Source organism: Plantactinospora sp. DSM 117369 (assembly GCF_053764795.1).
The window spans coordinates 4,093,877-4,110,155 of record NZ_CM132446.1 but is presented as its reverse complement, the minus strand read 5'-3'; the positions used below and the strand labels follow the sequence as shown (position 1 = coordinate 4,110,155).

Sequence of the window (16,279 nt, the reverse complement as noted above, 5' to 3'; positions counted from 1 at the left end):
GTTACCGCTCACATCGATATTCGCCCATAGACCCTACCCGGCGTCACGCCGACCGGGTGCGCGGGTGCGACTTCGCCCGAGTGGTACGGGGGCGGCAATTCCCCGACCCCAGAACCGGCCCGGTTGCGAAGTCCGACCGGCCTTGTTCCGGGACGTGCGTTGCCGCCCGTCCCCTGTAGACCGCTGGAGGCTCAATGAACGCAGGTACGAGGTTGTTGGCTGTGCTGACCACAGCTCTGGTGGCGGTGGGACTGGCCGTCGTCGAGCCCACCGCCTCGCCGCGACCGGCACAGGCCCTGAACAACGGGGTGGCCCGGACCCCGCCGATGGGTTGGAACAGCTGGAACACCTTCGGCTGCAACATCAACGAGACGTTGATCCGGCAGATGGCCGATGCCATCGTCAGCTCCGGCATGCGGGACCTGGGCTACAAGTACGTCGTGGTCGACGACTGCTGGATGAACTCGACCCGGGACGCGCAGGGCAACCTACAGGCCAACCCGTCCCGGTTTCCGAGCGGGATGAAGGCGCTCGGAGACTACCTGCACGCCCGAGGTCTGCTCTTCGGCATCTACCAGGCGCCGCTGGACCGCACCTGCGCCCAGTACTTCGGCAGCTACCCGGGGGCGACCGGCGCCCAGGGGCACGAGGCCCAGGACGCCCGCCAGTTCGCCGCCTGGGGCGTGGACTACCTGAAGTACGACTGGTGCTCACCCACCGGCACCATCGACGACCAGGTACGCACCTTCGCCGTCATGCGCGACGCGCTGGCCGCCACGGGCCGGCCGATCGTGTACAGCATCAACCCGAACAGCATCCACGCCAAGACCGGGCCCATGCGCAACTGGGGCGACGTGGCCAACATGTGGCGCACCACCGAGGACATCACCAACGCGTGGGACACCGGCCAGAGCAACGGGTACCCGATGGGCATCCAGAACATCGTCAACGTCACCGTGCCGCTGGCCCACTACGCCGGGCCGGGTGCGTTCAACGACCCGGACATGATGGAGGTCGGCCGGGGCGGCATGACCGACACGGAGATGCACAGCCACTTCGCGCTGTGGGCGATGATGGCGTCCCCGCTGATCGCCGGCAACGACGTGCGGAGCATGAACGCGAGCACCCAGGCCATCATGAAGAACCAGAACCTCATCGCGATCAACCAGGACTCGCTGGCCCTCCAGGCGGTCCAGGTGTCCTTCGACGGCACCCGGCGGGTGCTGGCCAAGCGCCTGTCCAACGGTGACGTGGCAGTGGCGCTGTTCAACCAGGGCGGTGCCACCACGACGATCTCCACGACCGCGGCGGCGATCGGCAAGACCGGCAGCTCGTTCACGCTGCGTGACACCTGGACCAACGCCACCTCGAGCAGCACCGGTACGATCTCGGCCAGCGTGCCCGCACACGGCACCGTCGTGTACCGGGTCAGTGGCGGCGGTATCACCAACCCGCCGACGACCTTCCGGCTGCGCGGCGAGGCCAGTGGCCGGTGCCTGGATCTCGACAACGGCAACACGGCCAACGGCACCGGCACGCTGATCTGGGACTGCCACAGTGGGGCCAACCAGCAGTTCACCCAGTCCGGCCAGGCCCTCCAACTGCTCGGCAAGTGCCTGGACATCCCGCTGGACGCCGCTGCCGGCACGCGGGTGCAGATCTGGGACTGCAACGGCGGCACCAACCAGCAGTGGGTCCAGAACGGCAACGGCACCGTCAGCAGCGTCCGGTTCCCCTCGCTCTGCCTGGACGCCGACAACGCCGGCACCGCCAACGGCACCGCCGTGATCGTCTGGTCCTGCCACGGCGACGCCAACCAACGGTGGACCCGGGCATGACGTCGCGACTTCCCGCCCACCGCCGGAGGATCAGCATGGTCTCCCGGACCCGTCCCGACGGGTGTCGACTCCGAACGTTCACCGACCTGCTGACCCGGACCAGTTCCGCCCGCTGACCGGCTCCGCCACCCTCCGTGGGACAGCCCCATCGACGATCGAGCTGCCAGAGGCCAGCACAGGGTCTCCACTCGTCGTCGATGGGGCCGGCCGCCCCAGGGCCAGGCATGCCCACACCAGCCCACCCAGCAAGGAGGCATCGACAGTGCGAGGACAGACGTTTGGACCGTTCCCTTCCGGGGGTAGCAAGGTCCGCCGGGCGGCACCCTGGGCCCGAGGCCGACTGCTCACGCTCGTCACGGCCGGGGTGGCGGTAGCCCTCGGGATGGTCTCCACGGTGGCGGTGACGGCCGGCTCGGCGTCAGCCGCCGACAACCCGTACCAGCGGGGTCCGGATCCCACCCGGGCCAGCGTCGCGGCGGTGACCGGCCCCTTCGCCACCGCGTCGGTCGGCGTCCCGGCCGGGTACGGCTTCGCCGGCGGCGCGATCTACTACCCCACGGACACCAGCCAGGGGACCTTCGGTGCGATCGCCATCTCGCCGGGCTACACCGCGCTGTTCTCCGCCGAACTCGCCTGGATGGGGCCGTGGCTCGCGTCCCACGGGTTCGTCGTGATCGGCATCGAGACCAACAGCCGCAACGACTTCGACGTCGCCAGGGGCACCCAGTTGCTCGCCGCGCTGGACTACCTCACACAACAGAGTCCGGTGCGTGACCGGGTCGACCCCAACCGGCTCGCGGTCTCCGGCCACTCCATGGGCGGCGGAGGCGCCCTCAACGCGGCCATCCGGCGCCCGTCGTTGAAGGCCGCGGTCGGGATCGCGCCGTACCTGCCGTCGTCCAACCTGGCCAACGACCGGGTTCCGACAATGGTCTTCGCCGGGCAGGGCGACACCGTGGTCACCCCGACCTACCTCAACGGCCTCTACGGCAGTCTGCCGGCCGCCACGGAGAGCGCGTACCTGGAGATCGCCGGCGCCGACCATCTTTTCCCGGTCGGCCGGTCGAACGCCGTGATGATCCGGACGATGCTGCCGTTCGTCAAGCTGTTCCTCGACAACGACACCCGGTACAGCCAGTTCCTCTGCCCGCTGCTGGACTCGACCGGGGTGGTCACATACCGCGGCACCTGCCCGTTCCTGCCACCGACCGCCCCGACCACACCGCCGACCGGCACCCCCTCCGCCGGACCCTCGAACACCCCGACTCCCCCGCCGAACACCACCCCGCCGGCCGCCGCCGCATGCGCCGCGACCTACCGTACGGCCAACTCGTGGCAGGGCGGCTACCAGGGTGAGATCACGGTGACGGCGGGCGGCTCGGCGATCAGCGGGTGGACCGTCCGGTGGATCCTGGGCAGCGGCCAGACCGTCAGTCAGGTCTGGAACGGTACACTGAGCGTCAGCGGCTCGACAGTCTCGGTGCGGAACGCCCCGTACAACGGCTCGCTGCCGGCGTCCGGCTCCACCACCTTCGGCTTCCTCGGCGGCGGGACACCGCCGACCCCGTCACTCAGCTGCGCCAGCCCGTAGCCACGGCCGACCCGCAGGGCGGACCGGGGCCGGTCCCGGCAGCGGCATGACGGCCGCCGGGCTACCCGGTGCCGCGCGACGTCCTGCGGGTCAACCGGTCGCGTACCGCAGGCACGATGCCGTGCGGCAGGAACATCACGACCAGCACGAGCAGGACCGCGTAGACGGCGTAGGACAGCACGCTCGGCGCGTAGCCGGGCATGCCGGGCTGGGTGCCGAGCGTGTTGAGTACCTGGACGAGCAGGATGATCGCGGTGGCGCCGACGAGGGCGCCCCACAGGGTGCCGAGCCCGCCGACGACGGCCATCACCACGTACTCGATGGAGAGCAGCACCGGGAACGAGCCCGGCGCGAGGTAGCCGAGATAGAAGGCGTAGATGCCGCCGGCCAGGCCGGCGAACGCGGCGGAGAGCGCGAAGACGGTGAGCCGGTAGCGCCCTACCGGCACGCCGCAGGCCGCCGCGGCGGTCTCGCTGCTGGCCAGGGCGTGCAGGCCACGGCCGGGGCGGGAGGCGACGATGTTGCGGGCCACCAGCAGCGTGAGCACGACGGCGGCCCAGACCAGGTAGGCGTAGGAGATGTCGTCGGCGAACTCGTAGCCGCCGACCGACAGCCGTGGGATGCCCTGCAGTCCGATGGCACCGCCCGCCCAGTCGGCCCGGGCGACCAGGGACAGCAGGATCAGTTGCATGGCGAGGGTGGCGAAGGCGAGGTGGTGACCGCGCAGCCGCAGCAGCGGTACCCCCACGACGACCGCGAACGCGGCGGAGACCAGTGGTGCGGCGAGCAGGCCGAGCGCCGGTGGCAGGCTGTGCACGCTGAGCAGACCGGCCGTGTAGCCGCCGATCGCGTAGAAGGACGCCTGTCCGAGGGAGATCTGGCCGGCGTACCCCATCAGCAACGACAGCCCGACGGTGACCATCACGGCGAGGCCGAGCAGGATGTAGACGGTCAGGTGGCTGCCGGACAGCAGCGGCGGCAGGGCGAGCGTGCCCGCCGCCACCGCCACCGCCGGCGCCCGCCGCGCCATCAGGCCGGCTCCTGCTCGGCCACCGGCGCCCGCGCGGCCTGCCTCATCATCACGGCGAGCAGCAGCACCAGCGCCACCTCCATCTGGTACGCGGCATTGGCGTAACCAGCGACGAAGGACTGGGCCACGCCCAGCAGCAGTCCACCGACGAGGGTGTGCAACGGCCGCATCAGCCCGCCGAAGACGGCGGCAGCGAAGCCACCGACGATCAGCGTGACGTCGTAGTCGAAGGTGACGAGCTGGATCGGCGTGACGAGCACTCCTGCGAGCCCGCCGAGCGCACCGCCGATGCCGAAGGCCAGCAGCCCCATCCGGACGACGTCGATGCCGACGACCTTCGCGGCGTACGGGTTGGACGCGCAGGCCGACAGCGCCCGGCCGATGTCGGTGCGCGCGAACAGCGCGGCCGTGCCGGCGAAGACGACGGCAGTCGCGCCGATGATGAGCAGGTAATGCGCCTGGAAGCGGACGCCACCGAACTCGACCGAGCCGGGTACACCGGCGAACGACCGAGGCTGGTCACCCCAGATCAGCACCTCGACCGCGTACGCGAAAACGGCCAGCCCGAGCGTGATGATCAGTGACGCGCCGGGCGGCGTACCCGGCCTGCCGATCGCGACCAGCCCGACGAGCAGCCCGGCACCGGCCCCGACCGCCACGGCGGACACCTCGGCCAGGCCGTGCGGAAGCCCGCTGGCCAGCAGTGTCGACGCGGTCATCGCGGCGATCACCGCGAACGAACCCTGGGCGAAGTTGACCACCCGGGTGACCCGGTGGACGACGACGAGACCGCTGCCGACCAGCGCGAACGCGCATCCGCCGCCGACGCCGGTGATCAGGTACTGGAGGAACTCCCTCACCCGGCCACTCCCAGATAGGCGTCGGCCACCCGTGGGCTGGCGGCCAGTTCCGCCGCGGTCCCGGCGGCGACGACCCGCCCCGCCTCCAGCACGTATCCCCGGCTGCACAGGTCGAGGGCGAGTCGGGCGTTCTGTTCGATGAGGAGCACGGCGAGACCGTGTTCGGCGTTCAGCTCCCGCAGGTGCCGCACCAGGTCGGCGACGACGAGCGGGGCGAGGCCGAGGGAGAGCTCGTCGACCGCCAGCACGTCCGGCCGGGCCATCAGCGCCCGACCGACGGCCACCATCTGCTGTTCCCCGCCGGAGAGCTGACCGGCGCGGCGGCGACGCAGCGGGGTCAGGCCGGGCAGGATCTCGTAGATCGGGCCGGTGTCGCGGTTGCGGATGCGCCAGCCGCCGAGCCGGAGGTTGTCGTCGACGGTCAGATCGGGAAAGACCTGGCGTCCCTCCGGCACATGGGCCAGCCGGCCGGAGATCGTCACCGTGCCACCGGCCGGCCGCTGGATCCCGGAGAGCGTGTTGACCAGTGTGGACTTTCCCGCGCCGTTGGGGCCGATCAGCGCCACCATCTCCCCGTCCGCCACGGTGAGGTTGACCGCGTGCAGCGCGACCGCGACGCCGTACCGGACGGTGAGGTCGACGACGTCGATCACGCGGGCGCCCCTGTCCCGAGGTACGCGGCGACGACCGCCGGATCGGCCCGGATCGCGGCGGGGGTGCCCTCGGCGATCACGCGGCCGAGGTCGAGCACGGTGACCCGGTCGGCCAGCCGGGTCACGAAGGCGACATCGTGCTCGATGATCACCATCGTCAGGCCGCTCGCCTTCAACTCCTCGAAGAGTCGGGCCAGTGCGTCCCGCTCGGCCGCGCGCAGGCCGGCCGCGGGCTCGTCGAGCAGGAGCAGGCGGGGTCGGCCGCAGAGCGCGCGGGCCACCTGGAGCGCGCGCTGCTGCCCCAGCGGCAGCGACTCCGCCGGCCGGTCGGCCCAGCCGGCGAGGCCGACCCGGGCCAACGCCTCCCGGGCGCGCTGGCGGATCTCCCGCTCCTCCCGGCGGTGCACCGGCAGTCGGAACACGGCGCCGACAAAGCCGCCTCCGGTGACGGCGTGCGCGCCAACCATCGCGTTCTCCAGCGCCGTCATGCCGCGGAAGATCCGGGCGCTCTGGAAGACGACACCGATCCCGAGCCGGGCCCGACGGTGGGCCGGAAGCCGGTCGACGCGCGTGCCGGCGAGCACGATCGCGCCGGTACGCAGTGCCAGCTGACCGCCGACCAGGTTGAACAGGGTGGACTTGCCGGCGCCGTTCGGCCCGATGACGGCCCGCAGTTCTCCGCGCGCGACGTCGATGTCGACCTCTCGCACGGCGTACACCCCGCCGAAGGCGTGCGACACACCGGCGACCCGCAGCAGCGGCTCGGTCACTTGCCCGCCACCGCGGCGAGCTGCTCCCGCGCCCAGTCGGTGGGGACGAACGCGCCGCCCCGCACCGTGTTGACGGAAATGTAGTCGGCCTTGAGGCCGGCGTGGTCGGTGGCACTGTAGGTGTAGGTGCCGTTCGGAGTCGTCACCGTCAGCCCTTCCAGAGCGTCCCGAATCTTTTCCCGGTCGGTGCCGCCGGCCTTCTCGATCGCGGCGACGAGCAGCCGCATCCCGCTGTAGCCGTCTTGGGCGAACTGGGGTGGCGGGTATCCGTACTTGCCGCGGAACGCACCGGCCAGCTCGTCGATCGCCTGCTTCTGCTCGCCGTCGGGGAGGGTGTCGCCGACCACGCCGATCGAGCTGGCCACCACCGCGCCCTCGGCGGCCGGGCCGACCGGGTCCAGCCAGAGCTTGCTGGCCTGTGCTCCGGTGAAGACCACCGGCACGTCGAGCCCGGCGGTGGCGTACTGCTTGGCCAGCGCCACGCCGGGAGCGCCGGTGGCCCAGACGACGAGCGCCTGCGCCCCCGAGGAGCGGACCTGGTTGAAGACAGCCGAGAACTCGGTGGTGGTGGTCTGGAATTCCGGGCTGGCGGTGAGGGTGACGCCGTGACCGGGCGCCTTCTCCCGGGTGCCGTCGAAGCCAGCCTTGGCGTACGAGCTGCGGCCGTCGTACGCGACGGCGATCCTGGTGATGTCCTGCGCCTTGAGGTACTGCAGGATCCGGTCCGCATAGGTCGCCGAGGTGGCCGGCACGACGAAGACGTACGGGTGCACCGGGTCGACCTGCTCGTCGGCCGGGGTGAGCGAGATGTACGGGATCTTCTCCCGGTCGACCAGCGGGATGGTGGCCAGCGCGGAGTTGGAGAAGGGTGAGCCGATCACGGCGGCGACCTCGCGGCTGCGCAGGTCGTTGAAGGCCAGCACCGACTGGTCGGGCTGGCTCTTGTCGTCGCGGACGATCAGCTCCACCGTGCGGCCGAGCACCCCGCCGGCCGCGTTGATCTGCTCGACCGCGAGCGCCACGGACTTCTCGTTCTCCGTGCCGAGCGGTGCGTAGTTGCCGGTCAGGGAGACGATCTGGCCGACCCTGATCGGGCCGGCACCGTCTCCGGTGGATGAGTCGCCGCCGCAGCCGGCCGTGGCGACCGCCACGACGAGCGCGACGGCGGATACGGCGGTTCGTCGCACGATTGCCTCCCACCGCGAGGGAAAGCCCTGTCACGGAGACGCTAGACATCTATCGCACGCCGGTCAACATTCATGCCTAACGTTCTCGTTCCGAGACGGCGCGCCTCTCGCCTCCGCCGACCGGTTCCACCCGGCGATCCGCGTCGCCGGGGCAGGCGACGGCGAGCAGCACGGGGATCCGGCCCGCCGGACGCTCGGCGTCGGTCGAAGCAGGCTGACCGGCTGTCGGACGATGCGGAATCTGTAGAGTCTGCCGCATGTCGATGCAGTCCGCGTCGCCCCCGGCCGACCTGCCGCGCGTGCAGGCCGGCGGCAGCCCGCAACACCTGCTGTTGACGTTGCTCGGCGACTACTGGTATGGCCAGCGCGCCCCGCTGCCCTCGGCGGCCCTGGTCGCACTGCTCGGCGAGTTCGATATCACCGAGGTCAGCGCCCGCGCCGCGCTGAGCCGGCTGGCCCGGCGCGGGCTGCTGGAGCAGTCGAAGTCCGGCCGACGCACCTCGTACGCCCTCAGCGAGCGGGCCGCCGGGGTGCTCGCCGAGGGTCGTGGCCACATCCTGTCATTCGGCACCGAGCGGACACCCTGGACCGGCCGGTGGACCGTGGCCGCGTTCTCGGTGCCCGAGGACGACAGGTCCCGGCGGCACGCCCTGCGCACCCGGCTCGGCTGGCACGGCTTCGCGCCGCTCTACGACGGGCTCTGGGTCTCGCCGCACGAACGAGTGACCGAGGTGACGGCGATCCTCGCCGAGCTCGACATCGACCGGGCCACCGTCTTCACCGCCGAGCTGGCCGACGGCGGGCCGACCGGCGGCCATCCCATCAACGCCTGGGACCTGGCCGCCCTGCGGGCCGAGTACGAGCGGATCCTCGCCGCGTACGAGCCGGTCCGGCGACGGTGGCGCACCGGCCGGATCGGTACCGCCGAGGCCCTCGTCGCGCGGACCGCCCTGATGGACGACTGGCGCACCATGCCGAGCCTCGACCCGGAGCTGCCGACCGAGCTGCTTCCGGCGCACTGGCCCCGGGCGGCGGCCCGGGCGCTCTTCGTCGAGCTGTACGACGGCCTGACCGGACTGGCCGAACAGCGCGTGGTCCAGGTGGTCGCCGGGCACGACCCCGTCCTCGCCGCGCTGGTGCGCACCCACACCAGCCGGACGGGCGATACATGACACTAGTCTTGACGCTAGGCACGTAGATAGTCAGACTCGGTCCAGGCTCGAGGACGTCGGGCCACGCGTTTGCATCGGGCGACAGCAGCTACAGGGACCAGCGGGGAGACCGGATGGCCGAGCCAGCGTCGATCGTCGTGCGCCGTCGTCTCGAGTGGTCGGACACCGACCCGGCGGACCGGTGGCACTACGGGGTGGTCCTGCGGTTCGTTGAGAGCGCCGAGAAGGAGCTGCAGGACCAGCTCGGCGTCACGGCGGCGGACGCCCGCTGGATGCCCCGGGTGAACCTCACGGTCGACTACCTGGCAGCCCTGCACTTCGGCGAGATCGCCGAGACCACCCTGGCGGTGGAACACGTCGGGCGCGCCTCGCTGCGCTACGCCTTCACGGTGGCCCGGGACGGCACGACGCTGGCCCGGGGGACGCTGACCGTGGTGTGGATCGATGCCGACACGGGCCTGAGCAGTCCGTGGCCGGATCGGCTCCGCGCGCTGCTGACCGGGACCGGGGCGGCGGAGGGCTGAGGCATGCGGAGCACCATGGGCTCGATGCCGCTGTCCGTCGGGATGATGCTGCGCCGGGCCACCGCGATGGGCCCGCACGCCCGGCTGGTCGGATACACCGAGGCCGGCCGGGCGGAGTGCGGCTGGCCCGAGCTGGCCAGTCGGGCACACCGGCTGGCCAACGCGCTGGCCGCGCTCGGTGTCCGCCCGGGCGACCGGGTCGGCACGTACGCCTGCAACGGACTACCCCACCTGGAGTTGTGTTACGGCGTGCCACTGGCCGGAGCGGTGCTGCAACCACTGAATACCCGCCTGCACCCGGACCAGGTGGCGGCGATCGCCGCGCACGCCGAGGACCGGATGATTTTCGTGACGGCGTCCCTGACGGGACAGTTCGCGCCGATCCGGAGCCGGCTCCCCGGCGTCCGGCACTACGTCGTGCTGCCGGACGGCAGCGCACCGCATCCGGACTTCGCCGACGCGACCGACTACGAGCAGCTCCTGGCGAGCGCGCCGGAGGACGAGCCGGCGGAGGTGGACGAGTGGAGCGCGGCGTGCCTCTGCTACACCGGTGGCACCACCGGCCGTCCGAAGGGCGTGGTGTACTCGCACCGGTCACTGGCCCTGCACGCGATGAGCGGCCTGTTCGTCGACTCGTTCGCCATCCGGGAACGCGACATCGTGCTCCCGCTGACCCCGCTCTTCCACGCCCTGTCCTGGGGCATGCCGTACTCGGCGGCGCTGGCCGGAGCCGGTCTGGTCCTCGCCGGTTCCGACACCAGCCCGGCCACCGTCGTACGCCTCGTCCGGGACGAGCGGGTGACCGTCGCGGCCGGGGTGCCAACCTTCTGGCTCGCCGTCGACCAGCTCGCACCGGGCCCGGACGACCTGGCCAGCCTGGACCGGATCCTCTGCGGCGGTTCGGCGATCCCGCTGGAGCTGATCCAGCGCTACCAGCGGCGCGGCGTCGCGATGCGGCAGGGCTGGGGCATGACCGAGATGTCGCCGTCCGGCAACCTGACCATGGTCCGCCGGCACCTGGAGGATCGGCCGGAGCAATTCCGGCAGGCGCTGCACGCCACCCAGGGGGTGCCAACCGCCGGGGTAGAGCTGCGGGTGGTCGACCCGGACGGCGTGGTGCTGCCGCACGACGGGCGGTCCGCCGGTGAGATCGAGGTACGCGGGCCGTGGGTCACCGAGTCGTACCACCAGCCGGAGGACGACGCCAACACCGCCCGGTTCCGGGACGGCTGGCTGCGCACCGGCGACATCGGCACCGTCGACGGCGACGGCTACCTCCGCCTGCTCGACCGCGCCAAGGATCTGGTCAAGTCGGGCGGCGAATGGATCAGCTCGATCGAACTGGAGAACCACCTCATGGATCACCCGGCGGTGGCCCAGGCCATGGTCATCGCCGTACCGCATCCGACCTGGGGCGAACGGCCCGCCGCGCTCGTCGTCGCGTGCGCCGAGGTCACCGCCGACGCGCTCGTCGCGCACCTGCGCCCCCGAGTGGTGAGCTGGTGGCTGCCCGACATCGTCCGGTTCGTCGACACGCTGCCGACGACGGCGACCGGCAAGTTCGACAAGTTGACGGCCCGCCGGACCTGGCAGGACGTGCTGGCGGCGGAGCTCGCCCCGGCGACGCGGGAAGGACAGCCATGAGCGAGCGGAGCGAGCGAATCGGCCAGCTCAGTGCGACGGTGCCTCATGACGGCACGGAGCGAAGCGGAGTGCCGGCATGAGCGAGCGGAGCGAGCGAATCGGCCAGCTCAGTGCGACGGTGCCTCATGACGGCACGGAGCGAAGCGGAGTGCCGGCATGAGCGAGCGGAGCGAGCGAATCGGCCAGCTCAGTGCGACGGTGCCTCATGACGGCACGGAGCGAAGCGGAGTGCCGGCATGAGCGGATTGTTGGCGGACCGGGTCGCGGTGGTCACCGGCGCGGCGCGCGGGATCGGCAGGGCGACCGCGGAACTGCTCGCCGAGCACGGTGCCCGGGTGGTCTGCGCCGACCTGGACGGCGACGCCCTCGCCCGCACCGTCGAGTCACTCGGCGGTCGCGGCGTAGCGGTCGCGGCCGACCTGACCGCGCCGACGGCGCCGGCCAAGGTCGTCGCCCGCGCGGTGGACGAGTACGGGCGGCTCGACATCGTGGTCAACAATGCCGGCTACACCTGGGACGGCATCTTCCACAAGATGACCGACGAGCAGCTCACCGCCATGCTCGACATCCACCTCACGGCGCCGTTCCGGCTGCTGCGCGCCGCCGCGCCAGTGCTGCGCGAGGCCGCCAAGCGCGACGCCGCAGAGGGTGGCGAGGTCTTCCGCAAGGTGGTCAACGTGACCTCGATCGCCGGCACGATGGGCAACGTCGGCCAGGCCAACTACGCCGCCGCCAAGGCGGCGCTGATCGGCCTCACCAGGACGCTCGCCAAGGAGTGGGGCCCGTTGAAGATCAACGTCAACGCGGTGGCGTTCGGCTTCGTACAGACCCGGCTGACCGCCGACGCCGCCGAGGCCGGCACCTTCGACCACGGTGACCACCGGATCCCGCTGGGCATCCCCGGCGCCGTGCGGGAACAGGCCGCGGCGCGCATCCCGCTGGGCCGGCCCGCCACCCCGGCGGAGGCGGCCGGCGGGATCTTCCTGCTCTGTTCGCCGTGGTCGAACTTCGTCCACGGCCAGGTACTCACCGTCGCCGGTGGGCAGGCCGAAGGGATGAGCTGAGATGCCACCCGCCAGACAACCCGCCGACCTCGCCAGGAACCGGTGATGCGGCTCTCCGACGTGGCGATGCCAGTCAACCTGGTCTGGTCCTCGCCGTTCTGCCGCTGGCAGGGTCCGCTCGCCGAGATGTCCAGCGTGGACCTGGCGGTCGACGTGACCGGCCGGGCGCTGACCAGGGGCGGGATGCCGACCTCCGAGATCAGCCAGGTCGCCTTCGGCACCACCGTGCCGCAGCCGGCATCCTTCTACGGCGTCACCACCATCACCCCGCGGCTCGGGCTCGACACCGTCACCGGTCCGACCATCGCTCAGGCCTGCGCCACCTCGGTGGCGGTGGTGCAGTCCGCCGCCGTCCAGGTCGAACTCGACGCCCACCGTACCGTGCTCGCGCTGGCCGCCGACCGCACGAGCAACGGCCCGCTGCTGGTCTGGTCGGCCCAGCGCAGCCCGGGCGCGGCGCCCCGGACCGAGCACTGGGTGCTGGACCCGATGCGGCACGACCCCAACACCGGCCAGTCCATGCTCGACACCGCCGAGCACGTGGCCGCCGAGGAGGGTTACTCCCGCGCCGAGATCGACGCTGTCACGCTGCTGCGCCACGAGCAGTACCGGTCATCCGCCGCCCGGCGCTCCGGTTATCTGGTGGAGGTGCACGTGCCGGGCCGGCGCGGCGGCGTGGTGGTCGACGACGACCACGGCGTGCACGACACTACGGCCGACGGGCTCGCCGCGCTCTCCCCCGTCCGGCCGGACGGCGTCGTGACGTACGGGTCGCAGACCCATCCCGGCGACGGCACCGCCGGAGCGGTGCTCAGCACGGTCGACCGGGCCCGCGAACTCAGCGGCGGTACCGGGATCGCACGACTGCTCGCGACCGGCTTCGCCCGCACCGACCGAGCCCGGATGCCCCGGGCGCCACTGCCGGCCGCCCGCACCGCGCTCACCGCCGCCGGCCTCGACATCACCGGCATCGACGTGGTGACCACGCACAACCCGTTCGCCGTCAACGACCTCTACTTCGCCCGGCAGACCGGCTTCGCGCTGGACCGGATGAACCCGTACGGCTGCAGCCTGGTCTACGGGCACCCGCAGGGGCCCACCGGCCTGCGTGCGATCGCCGAGCTCGTCGCCGCGCTGCACGCCCGGGGCGGCGGACGCGGCCTGTTCACCGGATGCGCGGCCGGTGACACCGCCGGCGCCGTGGTGTTGGAGGTGACCGACTGATGACGTCGTTCGACGAATCCGTCGTCGGCCGCTGGAGCGAGCCACGCCCGTTCGATGTCACCCCGGTCGGCGTCGCTGCCTACGCCGACGCCGTCGGCGGGCCTTCCCCGGTCTACGCCGTCGTCCCCGCCATGGACCTGGTCCTCATGGTCGCCGACACCGCCGCCCCCACCGAGCTGCGCGCCAGGGTCGTGCACGGCCAGCAGGACATCTTCTTCCACCGCCGGCTGCCGGTCGGCGAGACGGTCACCGTCCGCGCCGCCGTGCTCGGGCTGCACGGCAAGCGCAGCGGCACGGTCGCCACCATCGGGGTGCAGACGTACGACGCCCACGGGGCGCTCCTGAACGAGCAGTACGTCACCGAGTTCTACCGCGGCGTACCGACCGACCTGCGGCTGGGCGCGCCCTCCCCCGCCCTGCCGGCCGACGCGCCCAGCGGCCCGCCGCTGCGTACCGCGACCGCACCTCTGCCGCTCGACCTGCCGCGTCGCTACGCCGACGCCTCCGGCGACCGCAACCCGATCCACCTCGACGACACGTTCGCCCGCGGCGCCGGGCTGCCCGGCGTCATCGTGCACGGTTTGGCCAGTCTCGCCGTCGCCGGCCACACCGTGCTCGCCGGCGGGGCCGAGCCGGCGCGGCTGAGCTGCCGCTTCACCCGGCCGGTCGCGCCCGGTGACGCCCTCACCACACGGGTCTGGGCAGACGGTCACGGATACCGGTTCGAGAGCGTGGACCGGGCCGGCGCCGTGGTGCTCGGCGCCGGCCTGGTCGAACTCGCCCGGCCCTGCGTCATGTGACAGTGGGCGTTGCCGCCGACACTGTCTGCGCCGTCACTGGCTGCACACCGCGCCGTTGAGCGTGAACTGGGTCGGCGCCTGGTTCGCTCCGCTGTAGGTGCCCTGGACGCCGAACGTCACGCTCGCCCCGACTCCGATCGCGGCGTTGTACGAGACGTTGCGAGCCGTCACCTGCGCGCCGGACTGGCTGACCGTGGCGTTCCAGGCGTTCGTCACCTGCTGGTTGCCCGGCCAGTTCCACTGCACAGTCCAGCCGTTGACGGCGGTGGTCGAAGTGTTGGCGACCGTCACGCTGGCGGTGAAGCCGCCGGTCCAGCTATTGGCCGTGTAGCCGACCCGGCAGGCACCTGCGGACGGCGGTGGAGTGGTCGTCGGCGGCACGCTCGGCGAGGATGTGGGCGTGCCGGTGGTCGGGTTCGGGGTCGGCGTTCCGCCGGCGAGGCCGAAGAACTGCACCGCCGCCTGTGCCATGCCACTCATCGGCAGGCTGTGGCCGGCACCGTTGACACTGATCGCCTCAAGCAGCGTGACACCGCCGCTGGTCCAGCGCCGCCGGTTCCAGTTCGCCTGGGGCGTGTCCGTGGAGGTCGGCGTGAGACTCAGGCCGTGTACGTTGGTCCACTGGTCGACCGCCTCCTGAAGCAGTTGGAACGGCACGAGCGTGTCGTTGGTGCCGTGCCACAACTGGATAGGCGGGCGGGCACCGGTGTAGCCGGGATACGCCTGGCGCACGGCGTCGCCCCACTGCTGCGGCGTCCGGTCCATCCGCCCGTTGACACACTGGCTGTTCTGCGGCGGGAAGTCGGCCGCGTTGGCGAAGCAGTTGAACGGCACCCCCATGAACGCCGCACCCGCCTTGAAGACGTCCGGGTAGAGCGCGAGCATGGCGTTGGTCATCATGCCGCCGGACGAACTACCGGTCGCGTAGACCCGGTTCGGGTCACCGCCGTACTGCCGCTGGACGTACGTCACCATCGACACGATCGACACCGGGTCGCTCCCGCCGCCCCGGCGCTTGGACGCCGCCGACCAGACGTCGAAGCAGTTGCCGAAGCCCGCCTGCTGGGTCGCGGTCGGGTAGATCACGATAAACCCGTACCGGTCAGCCTGCGAGGCGAACTCGCTGCCCGAGTAGAAGCCTGGACCCGAGCCGCCGCAGCCGTGCATCGCCACCACGATCGGCGGGTTGGCGGGACGGGAGTCAGGCACGTACACGTGCATCCGCATGCCGCCCGGGTTGTCACCGAAGCTGGTCACCTCGACCAGGGACGCCGCCGTGGCCGGCGAAGCGAGCACGATCCCGGCGGTCGCCGCGAGCGCGGTGGAAGCCAACGCGACGAGTGCCACCCGGAGTCGGCGCCCGCTCCTTTCATTGATAGTCATCATTGAATCAAGCTAGCAACTTGGCTGACGGTCGTCAATAAAGTGTCTTTGAGTTCGCAGCGGGATCGCCCTTCCGGGTGACCGCCCTCGGAACCCATCGGCCCGCCCGCATCGTGGAGGCGGTTGGCGAACCCGAGTTCGCCGCCACCCGACGGGGGCGAAGTGCTTGCGAAGCATGGGTGCGAGTGCGGGCGAGGGTGCGTTGTCCCACCAGGCGCCGCACAGCGCAAACCTCAGGGCAGGGTGCCGGGTCCCGCCCGTCGCCCTGCCCACCGAGCCCGCCGAGCCGCGGCCACACCGGTCCCGGTGGCCGCCGCGGCCGGACGGATCCACACCGACAGGGGAGCAGTATGTAGATCGAGAACGGCCGGACAGCACCGCCGCCCCCGCACGGCAGGACCGACGGGCAGGCCCTGACTGCCCCACTATCGAATGCTTGGCATTTCCATTGACGGTCGTCATACCGTCTCCTATATTTACTGACCATCATCGATGGCATCGGAGTGGTTGGCCTTGGGCTCGGTGGGTGCGCTGCCTTG

The 16,279-nt window shown here is 71.5% G+C and carries 14 protein-coding genes; 8 read left to right on the top strand and 6 right to left on the bottom strand.

The genetic code is table 11. The annotated features are described in order from the left end of the window. Window positions 1–194 precede the first annotated feature (194 nt). Together ACSMXO_RS17845 and ACSMXO_RS17840 are read left to right on the top strand one after the other, a co-directional pair. The gene (locus ACSMXO_RS17845; protein ID WP_455418621.1) at window positions 195–1,838 is read left to right on the top strand and encodes a glycoside hydrolase family 27 protein; all 1,644 of its coding nucleotides are present in this window, start codon (window positions 195–197) and stop codon (window positions 1,836–1,838) included. Window positions 1,839–2,202: 364 nt separating this feature from the next. Continuing rightward, on the top strand, window positions 2,203–3,429 hold the full coding sequence (locus ACSMXO_RS17840) for a poly(ethylene terephthalate) hydrolase family protein (protein WP_455418620.1): 1,227 nt from the start codon (window positions 2,203–2,205) through the stop codon (window positions 3,427–3,429). 61 nt (window positions 3,430–3,490) lie between these two features. Here ACSMXO_RS17840 and ACSMXO_RS17835 read toward each other — a convergent pair whose 3' ends face one another. From ACSMXO_RS17835 to ACSMXO_RS17815, 5 genes are read right to left on the bottom strand one after another with little or no spacing between them, the layout of a single operon-like run. Continuing rightward, window positions 3,491–4,459, bottom strand: a complete 969-nt coding sequence (locus tag ACSMXO_RS17835) for a branched-chain amino acid ABC transporter permease (protein ID WP_346260270.1) — start codon at window positions 4,457–4,459, stop codon at window positions 3,491–3,493. Continuing rightward, window positions 4,459–5,319, bottom strand: a complete 861-nt coding sequence (locus tag ACSMXO_RS17830; RefSeq protein WP_455418619.1) for a branched-chain amino acid ABC transporter permease — start codon at window positions 5,317–5,319, stop codon at window positions 4,459–4,461. Before ACSMXO_RS17830 ends, ACSMXO_RS17835 begins: the two co-directional genes overlap by 1 nt. Next, window positions 5,316–5,972: an ABC transporter ATP-binding protein gene (locus ACSMXO_RS17825; RefSeq protein WP_346260268.1), complete on the bottom strand. Its 657-nt coding sequence runs from the start codon at window positions 5,970–5,972 to the stop codon at window positions 5,316–5,318. Before ACSMXO_RS17825 ends, ACSMXO_RS17830 begins: the two co-directional genes overlap by 4 nt. Further along, window positions 5,969–6,742 carry an ABC transporter ATP-binding protein gene (locus tag ACSMXO_RS17820; RefSeq protein WP_346260267.1) on the bottom strand — a complete coding sequence of 258 codons (774 nt, stop codon included), beginning with the start codon at window positions 6,740–6,742 and terminating at the stop codon, window positions 5,969–5,971. Before ACSMXO_RS17820 ends, ACSMXO_RS17825 begins: the two co-directional genes overlap by 4 nt. Beyond that, on the bottom strand, window positions 6,739–7,929 hold the full coding sequence (locus ACSMXO_RS17815) for an ABC transporter substrate-binding protein (RefSeq protein ID WP_455418618.1): 1,191 nt from the start codon (window positions 7,927–7,929) through the stop codon (window positions 6,739–6,741). Before ACSMXO_RS17815 ends, ACSMXO_RS17820 begins: the two co-directional genes overlap by 4 nt. A gap of 257 nt (window positions 7,930–8,186) precedes the next feature. On the opposite strand from ACSMXO_RS17815, the gene ACSMXO_RS17810 reads away from it, so the two are divergent. The 6 genes from ACSMXO_RS17810 (at window position 8,187) to ACSMXO_RS17785 (ending at window position 14,357) form a co-directional block, all read left to right on the top strand. Then, entirely contained in the window at window positions 8,187–9,101 is a 915-nt protein-coding gene (locus ACSMXO_RS17810) for a PaaX family transcriptional regulator (RefSeq protein WP_455418617.1), read from the top strand. Window positions 9,102–9,214: 113 nt separating this feature from the next. Continuing rightward, the gene (locus tag ACSMXO_RS17805; RefSeq protein WP_346260264.1) at window positions 9,215–9,625 is read left to right on the top strand and encodes an acyl-CoA thioesterase; all 411 of its coding nucleotides are present in this window, start codon (window positions 9,215–9,217) and stop codon (window positions 9,623–9,625) included. Between the two features lie 3 nt (window positions 9,626–9,628). Further along, window positions 9,629–11,269 carry a long-chain-fatty-acid--CoA ligase gene (locus ACSMXO_RS17800; RefSeq protein WP_455418616.1) on the top strand — a complete coding sequence of 547 codons (1,641 nt, stop codon included), beginning with the start codon at window positions 9,629–9,631 and terminating at the stop codon, window positions 11,267–11,269. A gap of 236 nt (window positions 11,270–11,505) precedes the next feature. Beyond that, window positions 11,506–12,333, top strand: a complete 828-nt coding sequence (locus ACSMXO_RS17795) for an SDR family NAD(P)-dependent oxidoreductase (protein ID WP_455418615.1) — start codon at window positions 11,506–11,508, stop codon at window positions 12,331–12,333. A 45-nt stretch (window positions 12,334–12,378) separates the two neighbouring features. Further along, complete coding sequence (locus ACSMXO_RS17790) at window positions 12,379–13,557, top strand: thiolase family protein (RefSeq protein ID WP_455418614.1); 1,179 nt, start codon at window positions 12,379–12,381, stop codon at window positions 13,555–13,557. Continuing rightward, window positions 13,557–14,357: a MaoC/PaaZ C-terminal domain-containing protein gene (locus tag ACSMXO_RS17785; protein ID WP_455418613.1), complete on the top strand. Its 801-nt coding sequence runs from the start codon at window positions 13,557–13,559 to the stop codon at window positions 14,355–14,357. Before ACSMXO_RS17790 ends, ACSMXO_RS17785 begins: the two co-directional genes overlap by 1 nt. A 33-nt stretch (window positions 14,358–14,390) precedes the next feature. Here the strand turns inward: ACSMXO_RS17785 and ACSMXO_RS17780 are convergent, their stop codons facing one another. Next, window positions 14,391–15,743 carry an extracellular catalytic domain type 1 short-chain-length polyhydroxyalkanoate depolymerase gene (locus ACSMXO_RS17780; RefSeq protein ID WP_455418612.1) on the bottom strand — a complete coding sequence of 451 codons (1,353 nt, stop codon included), beginning with the start codon at window positions 15,741–15,743 and terminating at the stop codon, window positions 14,391–14,393. Between the last annotated feature and the right edge of the window lie 536 nt (window positions 15,744–16,279).